This is a genomic window from Clostridia bacterium, from assembly GCA_035561135.1.
Taxonomy (GTDB): Bacteria; Acidobacteriota; Terriglobia; order Terriglobales; family Acidobacteriaceae; genus DATMYA01.
In genome coordinates this window covers 1-21,278 of the sequence record DATMYA010000084.1, presented here as the reverse complement: position 1 = coordinate 21,278, position 21,278 = coordinate 1, and the positions used below count along the sequence as shown (strand labels likewise).

Here is a 21,278-nt window from a genome sequence, read left to right as displayed (position 1 = left end):
GTCCGACACCGCTAACGGCCAGCGTGACATTTCCATCCGTGAAACTCGTCTGCGCCTGGGATTGCGAGCCCGTTGCGACAACGAAGAATCGCACCTGGAAGTCGTGTTCGTCCGGGGTGAAGCTGCTATCGCTGATGTTGCCCCAAGCGTCGGCAGTTACGGTGATCGGTGGATGCGAGTCAATCGCAGGCACCTCCGTCAGGGTCAGCGTAACTTGTTCGCCGGGCTGCCAGCCGGTTCCAGTCACAGTCACCGTCTGCCCCGGAGCGTAGTCATCCTTATCCGTTTTCAGTGTTGCGAATCGGTAGATTTCCGCAGCGGTGCCGGCATCGCCGCCTGCCGCGAGCAGGAGGCCCTCATTCGAAATTGCCAGCGCGAATCCGTTTCTATGTGAGCCAGCGCTTGCCGAGAGAGCAGCAAATGCGCCGGCATTATCGTTAGCCCACGGAAGCAACATCTCTGTCGCTGCCCCCGGCGCGCCTCCAGCAATCAGCACGCCATGGTTGCGTGGCAGCAGTACTGCGAGATGATGCGATCTGGGAGAAATGCCCGCGATTGTAGACCAGCTATCGGAGGTCGGGTCATAGATCTCGCTGGATGCTAGATCGTTTGTCCCATCGTTGCCACCTACGACTGCGATTCGTCCGTCCAGCAGGGCCGTTGCTGTCCCCGCGCTGCGTGCAAATGCAAGCGGCGAGGCAGAGGTCGATGCTCCCGTGCCTGGGTCGAAAACCTCAGCCAGGTTGGTAGGAGCCGAGTCGTCATCGGCGTTAACAGCAGCGCCGCCAACCACCAGCACACGGCCATCGCCAAGCGAAGCCGCTGCGGCGTCGATACGCGGATGCAGCAATGTCCCAACACTCGAAAAGTCTTCGCCCACGAGCGAATACTGCTCTACGAGTGACACGGGGCCATGGCTATTATTTCCTGCAATGATGAGCGCCGATCCATCGAGCATCTGAACCGCGGTGTGGCCAGTCCGCGCCTCTTTCATTGGAGGTGCAGATGACCAGCGCTGGGAGAGCACGTCGTACAGCTCAGATGAATTCGTGACTCCTCCGCCGCTTGTCGTGCCACCAGTCACAAGCACTTCGCCGGTCACAAGCAGGATCGCCGAGTGTCCGGCTCTAGGTACGGACATGGCGGAAGCAGAGGTAAAAGTCCCATCTGGATTGAAGATTTCGGCAGAATTCGTCGGTTGGCCATCGACCAAACCGCCGACAACCAGAACGCTTCCGTTCGGCAGGAGTACTGCCGCCGCGCCTGCTCGCGCTTCTGCAAGGTTCCAAACCGGAGTCCACGCTCCGGTCTGCACTGTGGGTAACGAAGCGGGAAGAGCTATTGCCACAATAGCGATAACAGCACAAACGAAAATCATTCGAAGTGGAGAACGCATTGCACGCCTCATCTTTTTGCTGAAGGGGATCAGCTTCAATTCGCTTATGGGGGTTTCGAGCAGAGGAGTAAGGACTCGCCGCCATACGCACCAGAGTAGAAGGAAGCAGCTCTCGTGCCACTCTGGATCGTTTGGGCGGCAGGGTTCCGCGATGCGGAATCAGCAACTTACAATGCGACACCGGGAAGGCTCGACCGCAGTGCGCAAATCGTTGCACCTGATATGGAAGGATGTGCCGCTACTTGGAGTGGGTACTCTCAACAGCAGTGCTGGAAGGGGAACACTGCTGACGTTCTTTGAACGCGCACGGCTGCGGTGCGCCGCGCGTCGCCCGGAGTGAACATGGGCTCAGTGCTGAGGGCGTCGTCTCTTTCAGCAGCCTGTTTAGCCGCTGAGGTACGCCGATGGTGGCCTGATTCGTGGCGGGCTAGCACTGTTGTGCGAACGCCCGGATTCTCTGTTTTCGCGCGAGTGCTAGTGAACAAATTTATTCTCCGCCGGCACAGGTTGCAGTTGGCTGTGGCAATATCGCATTCCAAACCTGCTACTCTGCCGCTCAGCGATACGTCCGTACCTGCTGTTGGTGACGCGCGTCACACACCGGTGCGGCTCCGACCTGCTAACTTTTAGAATCCAAAGGTACATACCAACTATGCGCAAAGTTCCATTTCTCGACTCAGCGCGCATCATTGCGCGAGGCTCCCGTAACTGGCCGTCCAACCGACCCATCGTTGTCTCCTTCGAGGTGACGGATTCCTGCACCTGCTTCTGCAGACACTGCGATCACGGCGGTCCGCGCGACGAGTCGAAGAACCTCAAGCCGGCTGACTACCGCCGCTACATGGAAGTGCTTAACCCGTGCGTGGTGCAGGTCTCGGGTGGCGAGCCCCTGATGCGCGAAGACGTCGTAGATGTCGTACGCGCGATCAAGGGCGGCTCGAACCTGCCGTACATCATCCTGCTCTCGAACTGGTCGCACATGACCGAAGAAAAGTACCTCGCGCTCTGCGACGCCGGCGTGGACCAGTTCAACGTCAGCCTCGACTTCCCGGACGAGCGCCACGATGGCTTCCGCGGGTATCCAGGGCTCTATGAGCGCATGTGTGACCTGGTGCCGCGCCTGGCGAAACACGGGCACGATAACATCGTGCTCAACTCCTGCATCCACAGCGAGAACCTGCCGGAGATCAACCGTTTGGCCGACAAGGCTAAGGAGTGGGGAGTCAATATTTGTTACAGCTCCTACACGTCTCGGCGCACCGGGTGTAAGGAGCTTTCGCCGACGCCCGAACAACTCCCCATACTTAACCGGGAGTTCGACCGGATCGAGCAGCGGCGCGACAGCACGAACTGGATCGTCAGCGCGAAGAGCACCATCGATGCCACGCGAGAGTTCTTTACGAATGGCGCAATGCCGGGCTGCCGCGCAGGTCATCGCTTCCTCGTGGTGACCAGCGACGGTTGGCTTCAGCCCTGCTCCATGGTCTTCAAGAAGTTCAAACTGGAAGACCACTGGAAGATGGTTGAAGAATTCACCAACACCAACACTTGCGACCAGTGCTACGTCGCGATCCGCTCGAATCTCGACAAGACGTTCCCGCAGATCCTTCGTGAGAACGTGCGCGGCTACCTGTCTCTAGGGGGAGCACGCCCGTAATTTACGTTCGAAGCGCACTATCAGGGCGGCCATTGCGGCCGCCCTTCTTTTTTGTCGCGCTTATTTTGCGCGGCTAAGGCACCTCCAGTGTCGGCACCAGTCACATCAATGCAGATTTAGAACGTGCCAATCTAAGGTTTGTGCATCCAACTTCCCGCAACTCGCTTTGCTATCGCAGGCTCAGGGGCGGGGTGGATTGGGAGAGACGATGACCGAAACTACACCTCACGAACAAATTCTCGCACTCGGCACAGCATTCTGGATTTCGCGCAGCCTGCAGGTGGTCGCCGAAATGGGCGTTGCCGATGCGCTCGATGATGCGCCGCGAACAACCGAACAACTGGCTACGAGCACCGGAGCACATCCGGTTGCGCTTGGCCGTGTGCTACGCCTGCTCGCATCGCACGGAATCTTCGAAGCTCACGATGGCGCCTGGGCACACACCCCGGCATCCAGACTGCTTCGCGACGACCACCCTCAGTCTGTCCGGCACTTCCTGCGACTCATGGGGCTTCCGTTCGTGTGGCGGAGTTGGGGTGAACTGGAACACTCGCTGCGCACTACTGAACCTGCGGTGCTGAAGCTCGATCCGAACGGCGGGTTCGCGTACTTGGCGAAGCATCCCGAGGAAAGTCGCGTGTTCAACGCCGGGATGGCGGGCAAGGCGCAACGCGAAATCCCCGCGGTTTTGAGCTCCTACGATTTCTCCCGTTTCAACCGCATCGCCGACATCGGTGGCGGAAAGGGGCATTTGCTGCTTGCGATCCTGCAAACCGCTCCATCCGCAACGGGAGTGCTGTTCGACCAGCCGCACGTCATTGCCGAAGCGCCGAAGGATACCGCCTGCATTGAGCGGCACGGCGGCAATTTCTTCCGCGATCCGATCCCTGCCGCAGACGCCTACCTGCTGATGGACGTTCTGCATGACTGGAATGAGGCGGATGCGAAGCAGATCCTTGCGGGCATTCGCCGCGCCGCGCAACCCGGGGCGACAGTTCTAATCATCGAAACCGTTATTCCGGAAACGCCGGGGCCCCACCTCGCCAAAGCTCTCGATGTCAACATGCTTGTCATGACCGGAGGACGAGAACGGAGGATTGCGGAACACAAGACACTTCTTGCCAGTGCAGGCTTCCGCCTTAAGCAAGTGATTCCAACCAGTAGCCCCTACTCGATCGTCGAGGCCGTGGCCGTCGCATAGATGATCCAGCAGTGCGCAGGGATTTCGGATGCGAGCCGCAGCGGTGCGCCAGGCGCAGTCCTACTCTTCGCGCGATGTCCGTTCAATGTTCGCGTCGAAGCGAAAGACGTACCTGAGCAGGCCGGCATTGATGGCGAGCAGCAAGGTTGAGCCGAGCGCCGCAGGGACGAGCGTGCGCGTCTGTCCCGCCAGCAGAGCCTCCATCGAGACCGTCAGTAACCACAACTGCACAACGACGACGCTGGCGACGAGAATTAGAATCGCCGTGAAAAGAGTTGTTCCCTGCCTGCGTTCGCCGTTCATACGAGAAGCTCCGTGGCGAACAGTTTGTCGCCCTCCTGCTGCACGAGCACGCGCGGCAGCGCACGCGTCGGTGGGCCGGCCATCGGCATTCCTTCCTCGATGTTGAAGTACCCACGATGGCAGGGGCAGACGAGTGCGTTCTCCCGCTTGTCATAAACGACAGCACAAGAAAGATGCGTACATACCTGCGAGTAGGCATGTATCTTTCCGTCGGCGGCGCGCACCGCTATGCAGGGATCGTTGTCGGTCGGAAAGCGGAAAAGGATCGAGCCCATTTGGTCCAGAGCAGCGGCCGAACCAACGTACCGCCCACCGGCAACGCTAACCTCGCGCGGGCGTACACGGCCGATGGCCACCGTTATCCAGTTCCCGACCGTGATGAGGAGCGAGCCCAGAGTGAGGAACTTCACCATCTCGCGGCGGCTCACGTAGTGGTCGCCCTCCCACTCAATGGGAAAATCGCGGCGCCACTTCGGCGTGTTCGACGGCGTTGTGGACTTGCTGCAATGAGCGCACTCTTCCAGGTTCTCGGGTTCCATTTATGATTCCTCCAGCATCAGTGCGACATCGTACGGGTCGTCCTGCAGCGGCGAGGGCGTTGACGTGATCTGCACCAGGTCGATATCGACGCGCTCAATTTTCCGCGGCACCATGACAAAGACCTTCGTTTTGACCTCTTCCTTGCCGAACTTCCAGCTATTGATGGGAATGCCGCGACGCGTGCGCTGAATCTCTTCCATCGTCGCAAAGGTAAGCGCCCCTGAAGGACAGACCGTGGCGCACATGGGCTTTTTCCCTACACTCGAACGGTCATAGCACATGTCGCATTTCATCATCTGGTCGATCTCCGCCTCATACTTGGGCACGCCAAAGGGGCAGGATACGACACAGTTTGAGCAGCCTATACAGCGCGGCTTCAGCGAACTCTGCACCACACCGTCAGGCGTCTTTTTGATCGCGTCCGCCGGACAAACACGCGCGCAGATAGGGTCTTCACAATGCATGCAGACCTGGGGCGCAGTCTGCACGCTCTCGCTGCGACGAATGGTTTCGAGGTGAATCATCGACACACCGCGATGCGTGTCGCATTCCCCGCAAGCCTGGACGCACGCCTCGCAGCCTATGCAACGCGAGTAGTCGATAAAGAAGGCGCGTTCGCTCATCGCACGCCTCCGGCCTGCACCTCAAGCTGCGCGATCGAGTCTGCCGGTTCGGCCGTCTTAGAAACGCGTACCGCGCACACCTTGTACTCGGGGATGCCCGACACGGGGTCAATGGCCCGCACCGTAAGATTATTGGCGGCCCGATCGAGCGGCCAGTGATATGGGATGAAGACCGTGTCTGGCCGAATCGTCTTGACCACGCGCGCGCGTACCACAACCTCCCCGCGACGAGACTCGACTCTCACGAAGTCGCCATCGGCGATCCCAAGCTTCTCCGCCTGGCGCGGGTGAAGTTCACAGAGAGGCTGGGAATACTGATCCACCAAGGCTCCGATCCGACGCGTTTGCGTCCCGGACAAGAATTGGGATACGACTCGTCCTGTGGTCAGTATGAGCGGATACTCGCCATCCGGCATCTCCGCCGATGGCCGCCACTCGACGGGCAGGAAATGTGCTTTGCCGTCTGCATGTCCGAATTTCCATCCCTCGTACAGGCGTGGAGTGCCGGGATGTTCAGGCGAGGGACACGGCCAGAAGATACCGTCGTTGTCGTCTATCTTCTCCCACGTAATGCCGTAGTAGTCGCAGACTCCGCCGCGAGAGGCCACACGTATTTCTTCGAATAAATCGCGCGGGGAGGAGTAGTTGAACTTGTCGGCGGCGCCTAGACGCGCAGCCAGGTCGCAGATGATCTTCCAATCCTCGCGTGCGTCAGCGGGCGGGGTGACAACCTTGCGATGTCGTATAACGCGGCCTTCGACGTTCGTCGTCGTGCCCTCGTCCTCTTCCATGAGCGATCCGGCGAGCACGATGTCTGCATAGCGTGCGCTCTCCGAGAGGAAGAAGTCGATGTTCACGTAGAAGTCCAGCTTTTCGAGGGCAGCCCGAACGTAGTTGGAATCCGGCAGTGAAACCGTTGGGTTGTTACAGATGGTGAGCAGGCCCTTGATCTTGCCTTCGTGAATCGCTTCGAAGATCTTGACGAAGGAGAGGCCCGCTTTCGGTATCGACGCCTCGTCTACTCCCCATACATTAGCGATGTACTTGCGATGCTCGGGATTGGAGATATCGCGTCCGCCTGGGAGTTGGTCCGCTTTCTGTCCTTGCTCGCGACCGCCCTGGCCATTTCCCTGTCCGGTGATCATTGCATAGCCACAACCTTCGAGCCCTATGCGTCCGGTGGCCACAACCAGGTTGAGAGCCGCGCTGCAATTGTCCACGCCCTTGGAGTGGTGCTCGATTCCGCGGGCATGCAGCAGGAAACTGGTGGGCGCTGGCCCCCAAAGTTCCGCAGCCTTGACGATGAGATCGGCAGGAACGCCGGCAATGCTGGATGCGTACTCCGGCGTGTACTTCTTCACCGCTTCTTCTACGGCTTCGAAGCCCGTCGTGTGCTTGGCGATGAACTCGCGATTGATCCACCCGCGTTCGAGCATCACGTGCAACATGCCGTTGAATACGCCGATATCGCCGCCGGGCCGCACGGGAATGAACAAGTCGCAGTTGCGGGCGATAGGGGTCATGCGCGGATCGAGAACGATAAGCTTCCCGCCATTCTCACGCATCTGCCAGAGATAGTCCGTCGTGATCGGCGAGCACTCGGCGACGTTGGAACCGGCGAGCAGGACTACCCTCGCCTTTGGTATGTCGCTCCACGGATTCGCCGAGCGGTCGATGCCGAACATCTTCTTCGACGCGGCTGCGGCCGAAACCATGCACAGTCGTCCGTTGTAATCGATGTTGGCCGTTCGCACGGCAACGCGCGCGAACTTGCCCATCAGGTACGCTTTCTCGTTTGTTAAGGACGCTCCGCCGATGATGGCAAACCCATCGTCGCCGTAGGTTCCCTGAATGCGGCGAATCTCTCCAGCAACACGGTCGAGCGCAAGGTCCCAGGGCATCGGCTCGAAGCCGCGTCCGTCCACGCGTTGCATGGGTGATTTCAGCCTGTCTGGATGTTCGTCCTGCATGTAGCGTTTCACGCCCTTGGGGCAGAGCTTTCCTTTGTTGAAGGGAAAATCTTCCCACGGCTCGAAACCTACAACCTTGTTTTCGCGAACGCGCAACTGGATACCGCATTGTTGGCCGCAGAAGCAGCAATGCGTTTTTACGAGCTTGTCGTCAACGCCGGTATGAGCCCAGCCACCGGGCGGTACACGGTGCAGCGTTGGGCCGAATTGTTCGACCAGCGAGGGAATGTCGGTGGGGAGTTTTGCCATGATCAGTATCCTCGAAGGTCCGCGCCGGTGGCCTTCCAAAGTCCGTCTTGGGTGAGCGCAAGATTCTTGCGGCGGCAGGCCGGACACACGTCCTGATAATGGCTGCCGTCGGCGAGTTCGTAGTTCACGCCAATCGCCGCTTGTACCTGCTTTAGGTCGTCCATTTGGAGGCGTGAACCATACGGCTCACCGCAACGGCAGCAGAGTGCCTGTGGACCTTCAGCGCCGGCGCGCTTGTAGAAGTCCACGCCGAGTTGCGCCGGACGCTGGAAGATGTGGAAGAACTTTCCGAACGGCAGATACAGAAGCGTCAGGATGACCGTGACCGCGTGTACCTGCGACAGGAAAACATAATGCAAGCCGCGCATAAGATGCGTGGAAGCCGTGAGGAACAATCCTGTAACCGAGATCGCGAACAGGAGGATGAGAGGCAGCAGGTCATTGGAGAACTGCTGAACTGTCATCGCTCCTCGATCACGGCCGCGACGCCACATGGCGAAGAACACGCCAATGAGAACCATGACCGCGGCGATGTCGAGCACGTTGAACGCGAGGCCGGCAACAACCGTTCCCAGGCGAAAGCTGCCCACCGGGATTCCGAACATGAAGGCGTTGTAAATCTCCTGGCTGTCGCGAGGAGTTTCGAAGCGCACCCAGCCGAACGAAAGTGGAAACGTAACGGCTGCGGCAAGTAAGCAGCCCCACGCGAGAAACCAGTGCGCGGTCCAGCGCACGTGCGAGCGCCGATCTATGAACCGCTGAAGAACGATGTTGTTCCAGAAGATTCGTCCTAGATGGACGATATTGCGAGTTAGGCGCCGCGGTTCCAGAAAGATCTGCCACGCGCGAAACCAATAGAGGCGGGTAGGTGGCCTGCGCAGCCACATCGAGTAACGATACCCCAACCCAAAAGCCGCAAAGACGCTGGCGCCCGCGTAGGACACAAGCGCGGGATCAAAATCCCGCAGCCCGCGACTGCCTACGAAAATGGCGATTACGAGGAAGCCCGCCACAACCAGGCCCCACGCCATAGCGTGTCGCGTGTCGGATCCGCGAACGGGGAATACAGGTCTATTCATCGTGTTGCTCCATCCATCGCCGATTCTACAGCCCCGCTGTTGCGAGCGCGGGTCGCGTTCCGGATTGGCGCAGCAGGATGAACAAACATCCGACAGCAAACAAACCCAGCAAAATGAATCCGAAAGTAAAGGTGCCGGTCTGCTGCTTCACATATCCGAGCAGAAGCGGTGGGAAGAATCCGCCGAGACCGCCGGCGGCGCCGACCAGTCCGGTGACACTGCCGACTGAATTCGGGAAAAACTCCGGTACGAGTTTGAAGACAGCCCCATTGCCAAGCCCGATTGCGGCAGCCATGCCCAGCGCACCTACGGTGAAGGTGCTCATGAACGGACAGGCGAGCAGCACGGCCATAACGGCTGTCGCGGGGAAGACCCAAAGCAGGATCGCGCGCCCGCCAATGCGATCGGCAAGGATGCCCCCAACTGGCCGCATCAAGGTTGCGAGAACTACAAACCCGGCGGTGCGCATACCTGCATCCTGCGGAGTGAGTTTGAACATGTCCGTCAGGAACGTCGGCAGGTACACTGCCATCGCGACAAATCCGCCAAAGGTCAGGAAGTAGTAGACACTCAGCACCCAACTTGCGCGGGAGTTGAGCGGCTGCAGGACCTCTCTTACAGACTTTACCGGCGCACGACGCGGAGCGTTCCGAGCAGCCAGCGAAAACACCAGCAGCCATCCGATAAGCAGAACTCCGAAAGTCCAGAAGCCCCAGCGGAAGCCGAAAGCCGCCGCCAGCACCGGCGAGCCGTAAGCTGCAAGCGACTGGCCGATATTACCTGCACCGTACACTCCCAGCGCGAATCCCTGTCGCTCAGGAGGGTACCAGCCGCTTACGAATCCAACTCCGACAGAGAAACTTGCCAGCGCAATTCCGATGAAGAAGCCATAGGTAAGCAATTGCTGGTATGTGTTGACGCCGCCCATGAGAAATGCAGGCACGATTGAGAGCAGCATCACGATCGAAAAGATCAGGCGTCCGCCGAACCGGTCTGTGAAGATGCCCAGCGGAATACGGCCAAGTGAACCAAGCAATACCGGAACCGCCAGCGCTATGCTCTTCTCGACCGGCGTCAGGTGCATTTGCTTGCTGATGATCGGCATCATTGCCGAAAGTGATCCGAACACGGCGAAACACAGCGCGAAGGCGCCTGTTCCGAGAGCTAACTGAACTGAACTTGAAGATTGCTGGAAACGGCTGGGCATAAGTACGGTCCTCTTACTGACCAGGTCTACGAGTACCCATTGGATAAAACCAGAACAGCCATCACCACGAAATGACTTTAGTCACAGAAAGATCACGAACCCGCGCCAGAGTTGTTCGTTCACTCACCCGACCCGTCGCAAAATGAACTGAGATGGACAAACCCATCCCCGTTCAAGAGTGCGCCTATTAGAGCATTGCACTGCCAGGCGCAGCAAGCGTCCTGCCAGGCGCATCCTGCATTCAGGAGCTGGCTCGATCCAATGCGAGTGCCGAAATGCGAGTGATACTATCGGCATCTCTAAGAACGAAAGGGGCCACCCTTGCCGAATTGCTTCTTCGCTACAGATCTACACGGCAGCGTCGGTCGCTCCGAAAAGCTTTTGGCCTGCATCCTCCGCGAGCGCCCCTTCGCTGTTTTCCTTGGTGGTGATCTGCTGCCCGGATGCTCTGGTATCGTGAACAAATTCGATTTCCTGGAAGACGTCCTGATTCCGGCGCTTAGTGATCTTCGCCGGGACTTACGCCACGACTATCCTGCCGTATTCGTCATCCTCGGCAACGACGATCCACGCGTAGAAGAAGCGCGATTGCAACAGGCTGAGTCGGCCGGCTTGTGGTCATACATGCATGGACGAAAGCAGCAAGTCGGCGGCTTTGAAGTTTACGGTTACGCCTGTGTGCCACCGACGCCGTTTCTGCTGAAAGACTGGGAACGATATGACATATCCCGTTATGTCGATCCAGGCTGTGTCTCGCCCGAAGAAGGCATTCGGAGCGCCCCGCCATCCTGCGACGAGGTTAAGTGGCAGACGATCAGTGACGACCTTGAGCAGCTAACCGGCGACAACCAGCTCCAAAACGCAGTGTTTCTGTTTCACGCCCCGCCTTACGACACGCCGCTGGACCATGCCGCGCTCGACGGCCAGATGTTCGAACACGTTCCGCTGGACGTACACGTCGGTAGCATCGCGATACGCAGATTTATCGAGGCACGCCAGCCAATGCTGACGTTGCACGGTCATGTCCACGAATCCACGCGTTTGACTGGTACGTGGAGGACAGAGATCGGGCGCACAGTGTGCATCAACGCCGCGCACGACGGACCCGAGTTGGCCCTTGTTCGATTTGACCTTGAATCACCCGCCGGCGCTTCCCGCGAGTTGATCTAAGAGTACGTTGAGTCGATTCTTGAAGGGCTCGCCTCACAGGCGCGCCGCTTCAAAAAATCTGGTTTTCAGCACTCCGTTTAAGCCGTTAAGCCTTAGGCCATCTTGCGAGATGCGCCCATCGGAAGCTTGCGCGCGGCATCGGTGATCGCATTGATCTTGATTGCGAAGCTCGTTTTGGCTTCGATGTCCCTATCCGTGATGAGGTGCACGTCGAGCAAGCCGTCTGTCCGATACCCCGTGCGCAGGAAATTTACCTCACTGAGACAGCGGCTCCAGCCTTCCAGCCACAGCAGTAAACGGCTCTCCTGCTCTGGCGTCCCTGCAAAATGGAGCAGAAGGTCGATGTCGCTCGCCGGCCCTGCGGTTGCGTTCTTCGTGCTGCCGATGAGGTAAAACGCTTTCACGCCGAACTCGTCCGGATCCATTTGGGCTGCGATGCGCTGTGCCATGCGGAAGCGCCAGCGCCAGTACTCGTTACCGGACCGGTCCGCCACCTCCACATCTGGCTCAATGGGATCTGTCTTGTTTTGGCGTGGGGTGGACAGGAATGCGACGGCCTGGTCCAGGTCGGCGTTCGTAAGAACCTGCATCACCATGCCACCGGTTTCATGGGCAATGTCGATCACTCGCAACGTTTCCGAGAGATATCCAAATTCCGGAAGTATCTTGTCCAGCATGTTGCCGGAGCGCATGAAAAAAAGCTCATTGAAAATCGTATCCGGATCGTCGGGGTAAAGCGGAAGGTAACGGATGGACGATTCGACGAGGTCTTGAAAGAAATGCGTGCCGAACGACAGGTCCGGCAGGTAATTGCCCCGGTGCCGCGCAACTTCGATAAGCATGGCACTGTTGTTGATGTCCGAATAGGTAACCGGCACGCCGAGCTTGATGTCGCCACGGCTGCCCCATCTGCCGGGACCGACCAGGATGAACTGGTGCTTGGGCAACAGCTTGTTCAAGCGGCCAACGGCGCGGCCGATGTCGTGCATCGCCTTCTCGTCTTCCAGGCGGCTGTATCCCTCGAGATCCACGTATACAACGTGCGTTATGTCCGGCACCCGCCCATTTGAGACAAACCGATTCGCACGAAAAACGATCTTGTCGGCAGGCAGATTCTGCGGAATCGCGACCGGAACCGAGTCAGCACCGTAACTCTGCGGGCGGCACTGTAGTAGATAAAGATCCTGGCCGTCATAAGCAAACTCGATATCGACAGGCGCCTTGAGCTTTTGCTGGAGCGTCTGAAGCAGTTCGTGGATGCAGCTCACAAACGGCGTCTTCTGGCAAAATCCCTCGAAAGTAAAAACGAGATCGCGCGGGTTGTGACTCCTGACGGGTCCAATCACCGGCTGAATGCGATCTTGCTCGATAACGGATATCAGTTGCCGGATTTGCGGATAGTCGTCGCCGCAGTAGCGCAGGATCTCTTCGGTCTCGACGGTTTCGAACGCGTTTGTCTCCAGGTTGATCACGTCGATTCGCTTAGGCGAGTACTTCAGGACTTCGTCGACAGTGACGTTCGCGCGCAGGTTCGGCTGTCCTGGCGCGATCAAAACGGGGTAGTCGTCGGCGACGCGATCGACGGCGCGAGTACCGAGGCCAGGCACAAGGCGTATCAACCCGTCGTCGCGATTGATGCGGGCTGACCAGCGAAACTCGTTATTGCTGAATGCCACGCCTGAGCACGCCGGAAGGAAGTACTTGCCAACCGCCTTTCCGACCACCTCCTGGATCATGATTCCCATCTCTTCATGAACATCGAGGAGACCGCGTTCGGCACGGTACTCCGTCGGGTCGGGGCCGAAGATCGACGCATACACCTCGGCAACTGCGTCCATCAGCGCGGCGAGGCGCTCCTCTTTGCTTCCGCGATTCCCGAGGAAAAGACTCTTGTACTTGCCCGAGAAGGCCGAGCCGTACCGGTCCTCCAGCAGGCTCGAACTGCGAACGATCAGCGGACGATCACCAAGCTCATCCAGCGCGAGTGCAAGTCCCTTTGCCAGTTCCGACGGAAAGGATGAGCGCTTGAACAGCGAGACCAGGTGCGGGTACTCCTGGCGAATCTGGTCAACTTCCATGTACTTGCGGTTGAGTACATCCTCCAGATCATTGTGGTGTACGAAAATCAGAATCCAGTCGGACGTGACGTACCAGGTCTTTGGAACCACGATATTTCGTAGCGGTTCGCTCAGCCCGGGCGTCTTCTCGATTATCTTTTTTGCCAGGAACAGGCCCGCGCTCTTGCCGCCCAGTTTGCCGTGGCAACGCGGCGGATAGGTCATCTTCCCGAGCAGATCGTAAAAATCTTTGACCTCTATGAATTCCTTGGCGACGTTGATGAACTCCAGGTTCTCCGAAAAGAACCGCCGGATGAGCGAAACGCGCAAGCCCTTCTGTGTAGAAAGCGAAAGTTCGCGTTCTTCGACACCAGCATGGCGGTAGTGCTCGAGGGCCTCCACAATTTCGCCCAGCGGCGTACCTTGTATCTCAAGCGCCCGGACGAGAAGACTCGACTTCTCCTCCTTGATCCACGTCGTCACGCAACTAAGGATCTCCGTCTCGCTCAGATGCTTCGAGGCGATGTGGAACGCTTCCAGCGTGAGATTGAAAAACGGCGTCGGTGCGGCGCGGCGTAGCGGCCGGTTATCGTTGCTCAGCCTGTCGCTCTCGGGCGTGACTCCGCCCTGCAACAGCGCCTTTGCTTCCTGCACGCCGCTCCAGCTCAGGTGGTTAATCAGCTTCCGCGAAAGCCGCTGCAACAGGACCGGATCCGTATCGCGCAGGAACTCCAGGACGATCCGCCACTCGCCTTTTTCTGCGCCCTGCACGTGCCCAACGTCCCAGCCATCAAAAGCCGCTTTCAAGCGCCTGTGCAGAATGATGCTTGAGAGGCGTTCGGCAACTGTGTCGAGAAGCTTGCGCTCTTCTTTCAGGAACGGGCCCTCATCGGCGCTGGGCATCTGCTCGCGGTAGTACAACTCGATGCTGCCCAGGTACTTCGATTGCACAAGAATTGGCGCGCTCAGGCTCCACGGTGTCGGCTTGAATTCCTCAGGCTCGATGATGAGTTGTTCGAAGGTGATTCGCGCCTGCGCTACCTGCGGATACTGCCAGCCGTGAGGAAGTATGTCGATGATGCCGCGAAGTATCTCGTACAACGACGCGCCTGCTCGGTTCAGCAGTTCGTCCAGCTGGTACAGACAGTTGAGTTCCTTCGCGCGCTCTTGCAGCGCCTGGAGTATCTCGGCAACCTGAGTATCGATTTCTTTCATCGTTTCGTTTCGCCCGGTACCTACTTTGCCTGCTGCACCACGATGCCGAGACCCCTGCGTCCATCCACCCTGATTGAGAGCGGACGCGTTGTGCGAACGTGCCGCACCAGGCCGCTTTCCTGTACGAAAGGCTGGCGGTTCAACCAGTCCCAATCAATCCCGAAGCGCTGGTCATGTCTTACCATGAAATAGCTCGCGCGGAAGCTGGAAAGATTGTGAAAAAAGTGTGAGCCCTGGCTGAGTTCCACATTCATCTCAGGCAGCGTAGCTTCGACAATTGTCCGCGCGCCCGAAATATCGCTCCAATTCACCGGGATGCCGAGGGAAGAATGAGAGCTGCCCCAACGCCCAAACCCTACCAGCAGATATGGACGTCCATGCTCCCGCAGATACGTGTTGATGGACGCCAGCTCCGTCGCGATTGCACGCGTTTCTAGAACAGAGAAGGACTCGGGACGCACATAGACAATGTCACCAACCGTCTCAATGCCGTTTCCCATCGCGCGGTCGGACGCGATGATGACGCCCTCGCGGGTGAGGTCCTCGGGACTGAGCTCCACGAGTTCGTCCGACACCATCATTGGCCGCACCTGCAAAAATCCCAAGCGCATGTGCGGAGGTACATTCCGGCCCGCTTCGATGGTGATCGCAAACTCAATCTCAACCTTGGCGCCCAGCCATTTCTCCGCAGCCGCGAGTAGCCCACGGATGGCGCTGTTGAGCGGGAACTCTTCGTATTGCAACAGTGGCGCGAAGTTGAGGACGCGCGGACCGTTCGCGCCAATTCCGGGCACGATGCGGTCCCGCTGCGGATCAAACGTGGAAGCCAGTGACGCAAGAACCTCATCGTTCTCGGCATCATTTAAATTTGGACGAACGAGATACTCAACCTCGTTTACAGGATCATAGGCGGGCGGCTTTCCCATGTTCACCGCCCAGAATTCAGTTTGCGTGCCTTTCAGCAGTTCGTTTACGGAGCCGAAGGGCGGCGGCTTCTTCGGATAAGCCGGCGAGAATGTCCAAGCGATTCCCCCCTCAACAATCGTCTTGCCCAGTCCGAGCGCCAGGGTAACAACTCCATCCCCCGGCAGAGCCGGTTCCGCCGGGTAGAAGTTGTACGACCGGGCAACGCCGGAAATATCCGGATAGAACCTGTCGCTGTGCCGCCTTCCCACGACCTCCTGGATGATAACGGCCATTTTTTCTTCGATTGGGTTACGGCCTGTTGTGCGGATGTACTCGCGAGCTGCTTTAAAAAATGTGGATGCATACACCAGCTTGATCGCTTCCAGCAATCGGCGAAAGCGTATGTCCGGATCAGGCTGGTTATTCGGAATCATCTTGGTCGCGTACACGCCGGCAAACGGGCGTTCAAGCGCATCTTCGAGCAAGCTGGACGAGCGGATGGCGAGAGGTGTGTGGACTTCCAGGATCAGGGCGCGCAGGTCGCCGACGAGTTCAACGGGAAGGTCGGCGTGCTGGAATGCATTCCCGATGCGGTCGTCCGGCATGCTGTCGAACTTAAGTTCATCGAGCCGGTTGTTTGCAATGAATTCGTCGAAGAAGCCGGTGGCGATTACTGCCATCGTCGGAACGCTGATCTCAATCGATGGGAATGCAGAGGAGGGTTGGCTCTCCGCCAGCAACGCCACGCCAGTCACCAGACCTGAGGCTTTGCCTCCCAAGGCGCCGGACCCGATGCGGGTAAAACGGAAGGTGCGGTCCCAGAACTTGCGGTCGAACCTTGGCAGGTCCTTAGCACCGCCTTTGCCTTGGGTGCTCATCGGGCACCTCCGCCTGGAACGCACTAATCGCTCCTGGCGGGTGCTGGGCCGCCAGGAGCGATAGTGGTTTGCCTATCTAGACCCAACCGCGGTCGTGACAGGCCTTTGCGACGCGACCGATCGCGATCGCATAAGCTGCATCACGCATGTAAAGCTTCTGGCTGCGGGCCAACTCGGACACCGCGTAGTAGGCTGAGGTCATCTTCAGATCAAGCTTGCCGAGAACCTCATCCTTCTCCCAGTAGTAATTCATGTTGCTCTGCACCTGCTCGAAGTAACTGCAGGTCACACCGCCGGCGTTCGCAAGGAAGTCCGGAATAAGGTGGATGCCGCACTGCTTGATCTGAGCGTCGGCTTCCGGCGTGGTGGGACCATTCGCACCCTCTGCAATGATCCGAACACGGCCGCTAATTCTGCCCACATTGTCCCCGGTGATCTGGTTTTCAAGCGCAGCCGGGATGAGGATATCGACGTCTTGCGCAAGCCAGGCATCGCCAGGCAGCAACTCGTAGCCTGCATCCTGCGCCTTCTGCTTGCTAATGCCGCCGAAGCGATCCGTGAACGAAACGAGTTGTTCGAGGTTGATTCCGCCCGCCTTGCGGTACGTGTACGAACACTGGTCAGCCTGGTCCCAGCACGAAACCGCGACAACCTTCCCGCCGAGCTTTTGGTAAAGCTCAATCGCGTGACGGGCGACGTTGCCGAAGCCCTGTACGCTGGCTTCGGTTTTGTCGGCCTGGATGCCGAGTTCCTTCAGTGCTTCCCGGAGCGTGAAGATGACGCCGTAGCCGGTCGCTTCCGTACGGCCGAGCGAACCGCCCATGCCGACGGGCTTTCCGGTGATAAATCCGGGATAGCGCCCGCCATGGATCTTTTCGAATTCGTCCAGCATCCACAGCATGTGTTGCGCGTTCGTCATCACATCAGGGGCCGGAACGTCGGTGATCGGACCCACTTCGCGTGCGACCTGGCGAACCCATCCGCGGCAAATCTGTTCCTGCTCGCGCGCGCTCAGGTTGTGCGGGTCGCAAATGACGCCGCCCTTTGCACCCCCCAGCGGTATATCTACGACAGCGCACTTCCAGGTCATCCACATCGACAACGCACGAACCGTGTCAATCGTCTCATGTGGGTGGAAACGGATTCCGCCTTTTCCCGGACCGCGCGCATCATTGTGCTGCACACGGAAGCCGCGGAACACCTTCACGGTGCCGTCATCCATTCGCACTGGGATGGCAAAGTGGTACTCGCGCATCGGATAGCGCAGCAGTTCTCTGCTGGCGTCATCCAGTCCAAGGTATTCAGCGACTTTGTCGAACTGAGTTTGTGCTATCTGAAAAGAGTTGAAAGTTTTTTTAGGCGCCGGCGTTACCGCCGTCGTCGCCTTGCCTTCTACACCCGGCATGGTCCGTTCTCCTTCGTGCTCTTATGAAACTGTTAGATTAATTATGTAGGCGCCAATTTGATTGCCGTACTGCTGGATAACAGGTTCCGAGTTGATCATCACCGGAAATCCGCGCAATACCAGATTCCCCCGGCGGGCTTAGGCCTCGCACACCTCGTGTGGACTTCGCACAACGCGCAGAGTCCTGTCAACCCGGCGGCGCCAAGGGGCTCCGCTAAGGTTTCGTCCTGCGTACACGGCGAGGTCGCAGTTCCTTCAGGTCGCGCAATCTCGGCGAAATCGTAATACGAACCGTTCTGCCGCCGCGCTGTCTCCATTGGGAATGCCCGCTCGTCCTTCCCTTCGCACTGGAAGAAACCATATGATGCAGTGCAAGCGGAGTGCCACCGGGTTCGGCCCTAGGCGAACGCGCTAACCATGCTCCATCTGACTGATGATCAACAACTTAACTTTTTCAGGACGCGACCGGTCAATAGAGAATTTGCACATTATGGGCACGCTGAAGTGGGGAGATATGAACCAGTGAGGATAAATTCCTCAGCTACTCAATCCGTCGTCTCGTTCGTCTTGATCTTCTCCCGCAGCGTCTTGCGGTCAATTCCCAGGATATGCGCAGCCCGTGTGCGATTCCCGTCCACGCTGGCCAGCACGTTGTGAATGTATTCGGTTTCAATCTCGGCAAGCGTGCGATCGAAGCCTGCACTGCGAACCGTCGACGACCGCATCAGTGCGGGAAGATCCGCAACGTCGATGAGGTCGGACTCTGCCATTACGACGAGGCGCTGAATCAGGTTTTCAAGTTCGCGAACATTACCCGGCCAGTGGTACTTACGCAGCACATCCAGCGCGCTGTCGGAGAAACGAGGCACGGGCTTGCCCATTTCGTCCGCAAACTGACGCGAAAAATGTTCGATCAGCAGCAGAACGTCATCGTCTCTCTCGCGGAGCGGCGGCAACGGAATCGTGATCACATTGAGGCGGAAGTAGAGGTCTTCTCGAAGCAGGTTCTTCTTTACAAGCCCCAGCAGGTCCTTGTTTGTCGCCGCGATAATTCGAATATCCACTTTGCGTGGCCGTGCCGAACCTAGCATCGAAACTTCGCGCTCCTGAATGACCCGCAGTAATCTCACCTGCGCAGACATACTCGTGGCGCTGATCTCATCCAGAAAAATGGTTCCACCGTCGGCGGTTTGAAAGAAGCCTGCGCGCGTTTCGTTCGCTCCGGTGAACGCGCCTTTGACATATCCGAACAATTCGCTCTCCAGCAGCGACTCGGGAATTGCGGCACAGTTGACCGGCACGAACGGAGCCGCTGCACGCGAACTGCTGTAATGGATGGCTCGCGCAATCAATTCTTTGCCGGTGCCGCTTTCGCCCGAAATCAGCACTGTCGCAGACGTAGGCGCGGCTTTTTCAACTGCCCTGAAAACCTTTTCCATGGCGCGCGATCTTCCGATCAGGCCGATCGGCGCATGAGAAGGTCTGTCCACCGGGGTTTGCGCCGCACGCCTGACACGCAGTTTGTCTAGAACGTTGCGAACCGTTGCGAGAAGTTCATCGTCCGTGAAGGGCTTCGGAAGGTACTCGGCTGCACCCGCCTTCACCGCCCCGACCGCACCGTTGATCGAAGAATACCCGGTGATCATCATCACTTCCGTATCTTTCAGATTCTCGCGGACGTGCTGCACCAGGGCGAGACCGCTGACTCGCGGCATCTTGAAGTCGGTAATCACAAGGTCGAAGGGCGCATCGCTAAGAATTGCAATCGCGCTCGGAACATCGGGCGCGGTGAATACACGATACCCTTCCGCTTGCAGCTGTCTTTGCAGCACCTCGAGCGTGTTCGGCGAATCATCGACGATCAGAATCTGTTCTTTTTCGCGTTCATCCGCCATTGGTATCTGCCCGCCTCTGCTGGCCGCACTCACAGCGGCAACTTGATCTCAAACCGTGCGCCGTGCCCGGCTTCGCTCTCGACGGCGATGGTGCCACCATGCGATGCCACGATGCCATCTACAACCGCCAATCCTAATCCAGTACCTTCATTCACGTCTTTGGTCGTGAAGAACGGGGTGAAGATGTTCAGCTTCACTTCGTCCGACATGCCGATTCCAGAGTCCTGCACAATCAGTTTTACCGCACCGGTCACCGCACGGGTTGCAATGGTGAGCGTGCCGCCAGTCGGCATAGCCTGGATCGCATTCACAACCAGGTTAACGACGATCTGGTGCATCTGTGAGGCATCGGCGCTGACCTGCGGGACGTTCGGATCGAGCTTTCGCACAATCGTGATTCCCGCCTTGGCGCATCGCGATTCAAGGAAATAGAGGCCATCCCGCACAACGCGGTTCAAGTCCACTGACGCCTTCTCCGGAGGCATCTTGCGCGCGAATGTGAGGAGCTTCTGAATCACCTCGCGCGCGTGAAGTGAACTGGCGATGATCTTCTCCAGGTCTTCGGCGGCCTGCGGCGGAACACCTTCAGCCTTCCTCGCCAGTTGCGCAAATCCGAGTATGTTCGCCAACGGCTCGTTGATCTCGTGAGCTACGCCGGCGGCGAGTTGACCGAGCGTGGCCAGGCGGTCGGCGTGACGGAGTTGGTCGCGAAGACGTGAATTTGCCTCGTCCGCTTCCCGTCGCTCGATGTGGATCGAGATCTCGTGCGCCACCATCTCGATCAGCGTGCGCTCCTCGCGCAAAAAAGGCGATTCCGCGCTTTGCGGCAGTTCTTCGCTATAGAAGAGTTCGACCACGCCTCTATTCCGCGCTCCGATCTTGAGGTTCGCGGTGAGGCCCCGCGTCGAAACACGGAATTCCGGGGTAGCATACGCTTGCCCATCAAGCACAATTCGAGCGCAGGCCGCTTCGGGAAACTGCCATGCCGGTGGCAGAAGTTCCACGATGGTCTGCAAAGTGGAGCGTAACGGTATGCCGACTTGCTGCGCAATGTTCGCGATTCCGTACAGGCACGTCAGCTCCTTCACGCGCTCGCGTAGCGCACATTCGGCACCCAGAATGCCGGACTTAACCATGTTCTAACTATACGAACTGAGAGCCGTCTTGGCTATGAGGTGGTTGACCGAAGGAAGGTAACCCGGGTTCACTGCACTGACGCGATCCGGAGCGTCATTCGACGCTCCGAGCCATATTTGCCGGCACGCAGATCAAGCTGCGGGCTTTTCTGTTTCTTCTTCCTGTCGGGTTACCTGCTCTTGTTTCTCCATCTTCTCCATTTTCTTGATCTCCGCCTCGTGCTGGATGACCTTCGCACCAAAGCGATCCTTCGTCGCCTCCAGCTTGGTCTGCGCGAACAGCCCCATGTAGATGTTAGCTACGTACGGCAGTGAGAAGAAGGCGATCAGGTATCCGCGCCAGTCGTCATAGAGCAGCTTGTAGTGCGTGATGAAGAGGAAGAAGATCGTC

16 protein-coding genes are annotated in these 21,278 nt (G+C 58.3%); 3 read left to right on the top strand and 13 right to left on the bottom strand.

Annotated features, from left to right (window positions below; all coding sequences use genetic code 11):
• Positions 1–1,396: kelch repeat-containing protein (locus VN622_16675; GenBank protein ID HWR37499.1), on the bottom strand; the 1,396-nt coding region annotated here is incomplete at its 3' end.
• Between the two features lie 652 nt (positions 1,397–2,048).
• On the opposite strand from VN622_16675, the gene VN622_16670 reads away from it, so the two are divergent.
• On the top strand, positions 2,049–3,053 hold the full coding sequence (locus VN622_16670) for a radical SAM protein (GenBank protein ID HWR37498.1): 1,005 nt from the start codon (positions 2,049–2,051) through the stop codon (positions 3,051–3,053).
• A 208-nt stretch (positions 3,054–3,261) separates the two neighbouring features.
• Positions 3,262–4,254 (top strand): methyltransferase, encoded by a 993-nt coding sequence (locus VN622_16665; GenBank protein HWR37497.1) that lies wholly within the window; start codon positions 3,262–3,264, stop codon positions 4,252–4,254.
• A 60-nt stretch (positions 4,255–4,314) separates the two neighbouring features.
• Here the strand turns inward: VN622_16665 and VN622_16660 are convergent, their stop codons facing one another.
• The 6 genes from VN622_16660 to VN622_16635 are packed head-to-tail and all read right to left on the bottom strand — an operon-like array spanning position 4,315 to position 10,126.
• Positions 4,315–4,557, bottom strand: coding sequence for a DUF6755 family protein (locus tag VN622_16660; protein HWR37496.1), 243 nt, complete (start codon positions 4,555–4,557; stop codon positions 4,315–4,317).
• Complete coding sequence (locus VN622_16655; protein ID HWR37495.1) at positions 4,554–5,096, bottom strand: Rieske 2Fe-2S domain-containing protein; 543 nt, start codon at positions 5,094–5,096, stop codon at positions 4,554–4,556. The genes VN622_16660 and VN622_16655 overlap by 4 nt, the downstream gene beginning before the upstream one ends.
• A complete protein-coding gene (locus VN622_16650) occupies positions 5,097–5,720 on the bottom strand; it encodes a 4Fe-4S dicluster domain-containing protein (GenBank protein HWR37494.1) in 624 nt (207 codons plus the stop codon). It abuts the gene before it with no gap.
• Complete coding sequence (locus VN622_16645; protein HWR37493.1) at positions 5,717–7,939, bottom strand: molybdopterin-dependent oxidoreductase; 2,223 nt, start codon at positions 7,937–7,939, stop codon at positions 5,717–5,719. The genes VN622_16650 and VN622_16645 overlap by 4 nt, the downstream gene beginning before the upstream one ends.
• A gap of 2 nt (positions 7,940–7,941) precedes the next feature.
• The gene (locus VN622_16640) at positions 7,942–9,018 is read right to left on the bottom strand and encodes an MFS transporter (GenBank protein ID HWR37492.1); all 1,077 of its coding nucleotides are present in this window, start codon (positions 9,016–9,018) and stop codon (positions 7,942–7,944) included.
• 25 nt (positions 9,019–9,043) lie between these two features.
• Positions 9,044–10,126: an MFS transporter gene (locus tag VN622_16635; protein HWR37491.1), complete on the bottom strand. Its 1,083-nt coding sequence runs from the start codon at positions 10,124–10,126 to the stop codon at positions 9,044–9,046.
• Positions 10,127–10,546: 420 nt separating this feature from the next.
• Between VN622_16635 and VN622_16630 the strand changes: the two genes are divergently transcribed.
• A complete protein-coding gene (locus tag VN622_16630; protein HWR37490.1) occupies positions 10,547–11,395 on the top strand; it encodes a metallophosphoesterase in 849 nt (282 codons plus the stop codon).
• A 92-nt stretch (positions 11,396–11,487) separates the two neighbouring features.
• Here the strand turns inward: VN622_16630 and VN622_16625 are convergent, their stop codons facing one another.
• The 6 genes from VN622_16625 to VN622_16600 all read right to left on the bottom strand — a co-directional run.
• A complete protein-coding gene (locus VN622_16625; protein HWR37489.1) occupies positions 11,488–14,667 on the bottom strand; it encodes a PEP/pyruvate-binding domain-containing protein in 3,180 nt (1,059 codons plus the stop codon).
• 20 nt (positions 14,668–14,687) lie between these two features.
• The gene (locus VN622_16620) at positions 14,688–16,451 is read right to left on the bottom strand and encodes a PEP/pyruvate-binding domain-containing protein (protein ID HWR37488.1); all 1,764 of its coding nucleotides are present in this window, start codon (positions 16,449–16,451) and stop codon (positions 14,688–14,690) included.
• 76 nt (positions 16,452–16,527) lie between these two features.
• Entirely contained in the window at positions 16,528–17,856 is a 1,329-nt protein-coding gene (locus VN622_16615; protein HWR37487.1) for a Glu/Leu/Phe/Val dehydrogenase, read from the bottom strand.
• A gap of 545 nt (positions 17,857–18,401) precedes the next feature.
• Positions 18,402–19,751, bottom strand: a complete 1,350-nt coding sequence (locus tag VN622_16610; GenBank protein ID HWR37486.1) for a sigma-54 dependent transcriptional regulator — start codon at positions 19,749–19,751, stop codon at positions 18,402–18,404.
• A 29-nt stretch (positions 19,752–19,780) separates the two neighbouring features.
• On the bottom strand, positions 19,781–20,887 hold the full coding sequence (locus VN622_16605) for an ATP-binding protein (protein ID HWR37485.1): 1,107 nt from the start codon (positions 20,885–20,887) through the stop codon (positions 19,781–19,783).
• 132 nt (positions 20,888–21,019) lie between these two features.
• The coding region (locus VN622_16600; GenBank protein HWR37484.1) for a hypothetical protein at positions 21,020–21,278 on the bottom strand (259 nt) is incomplete at its 5' end.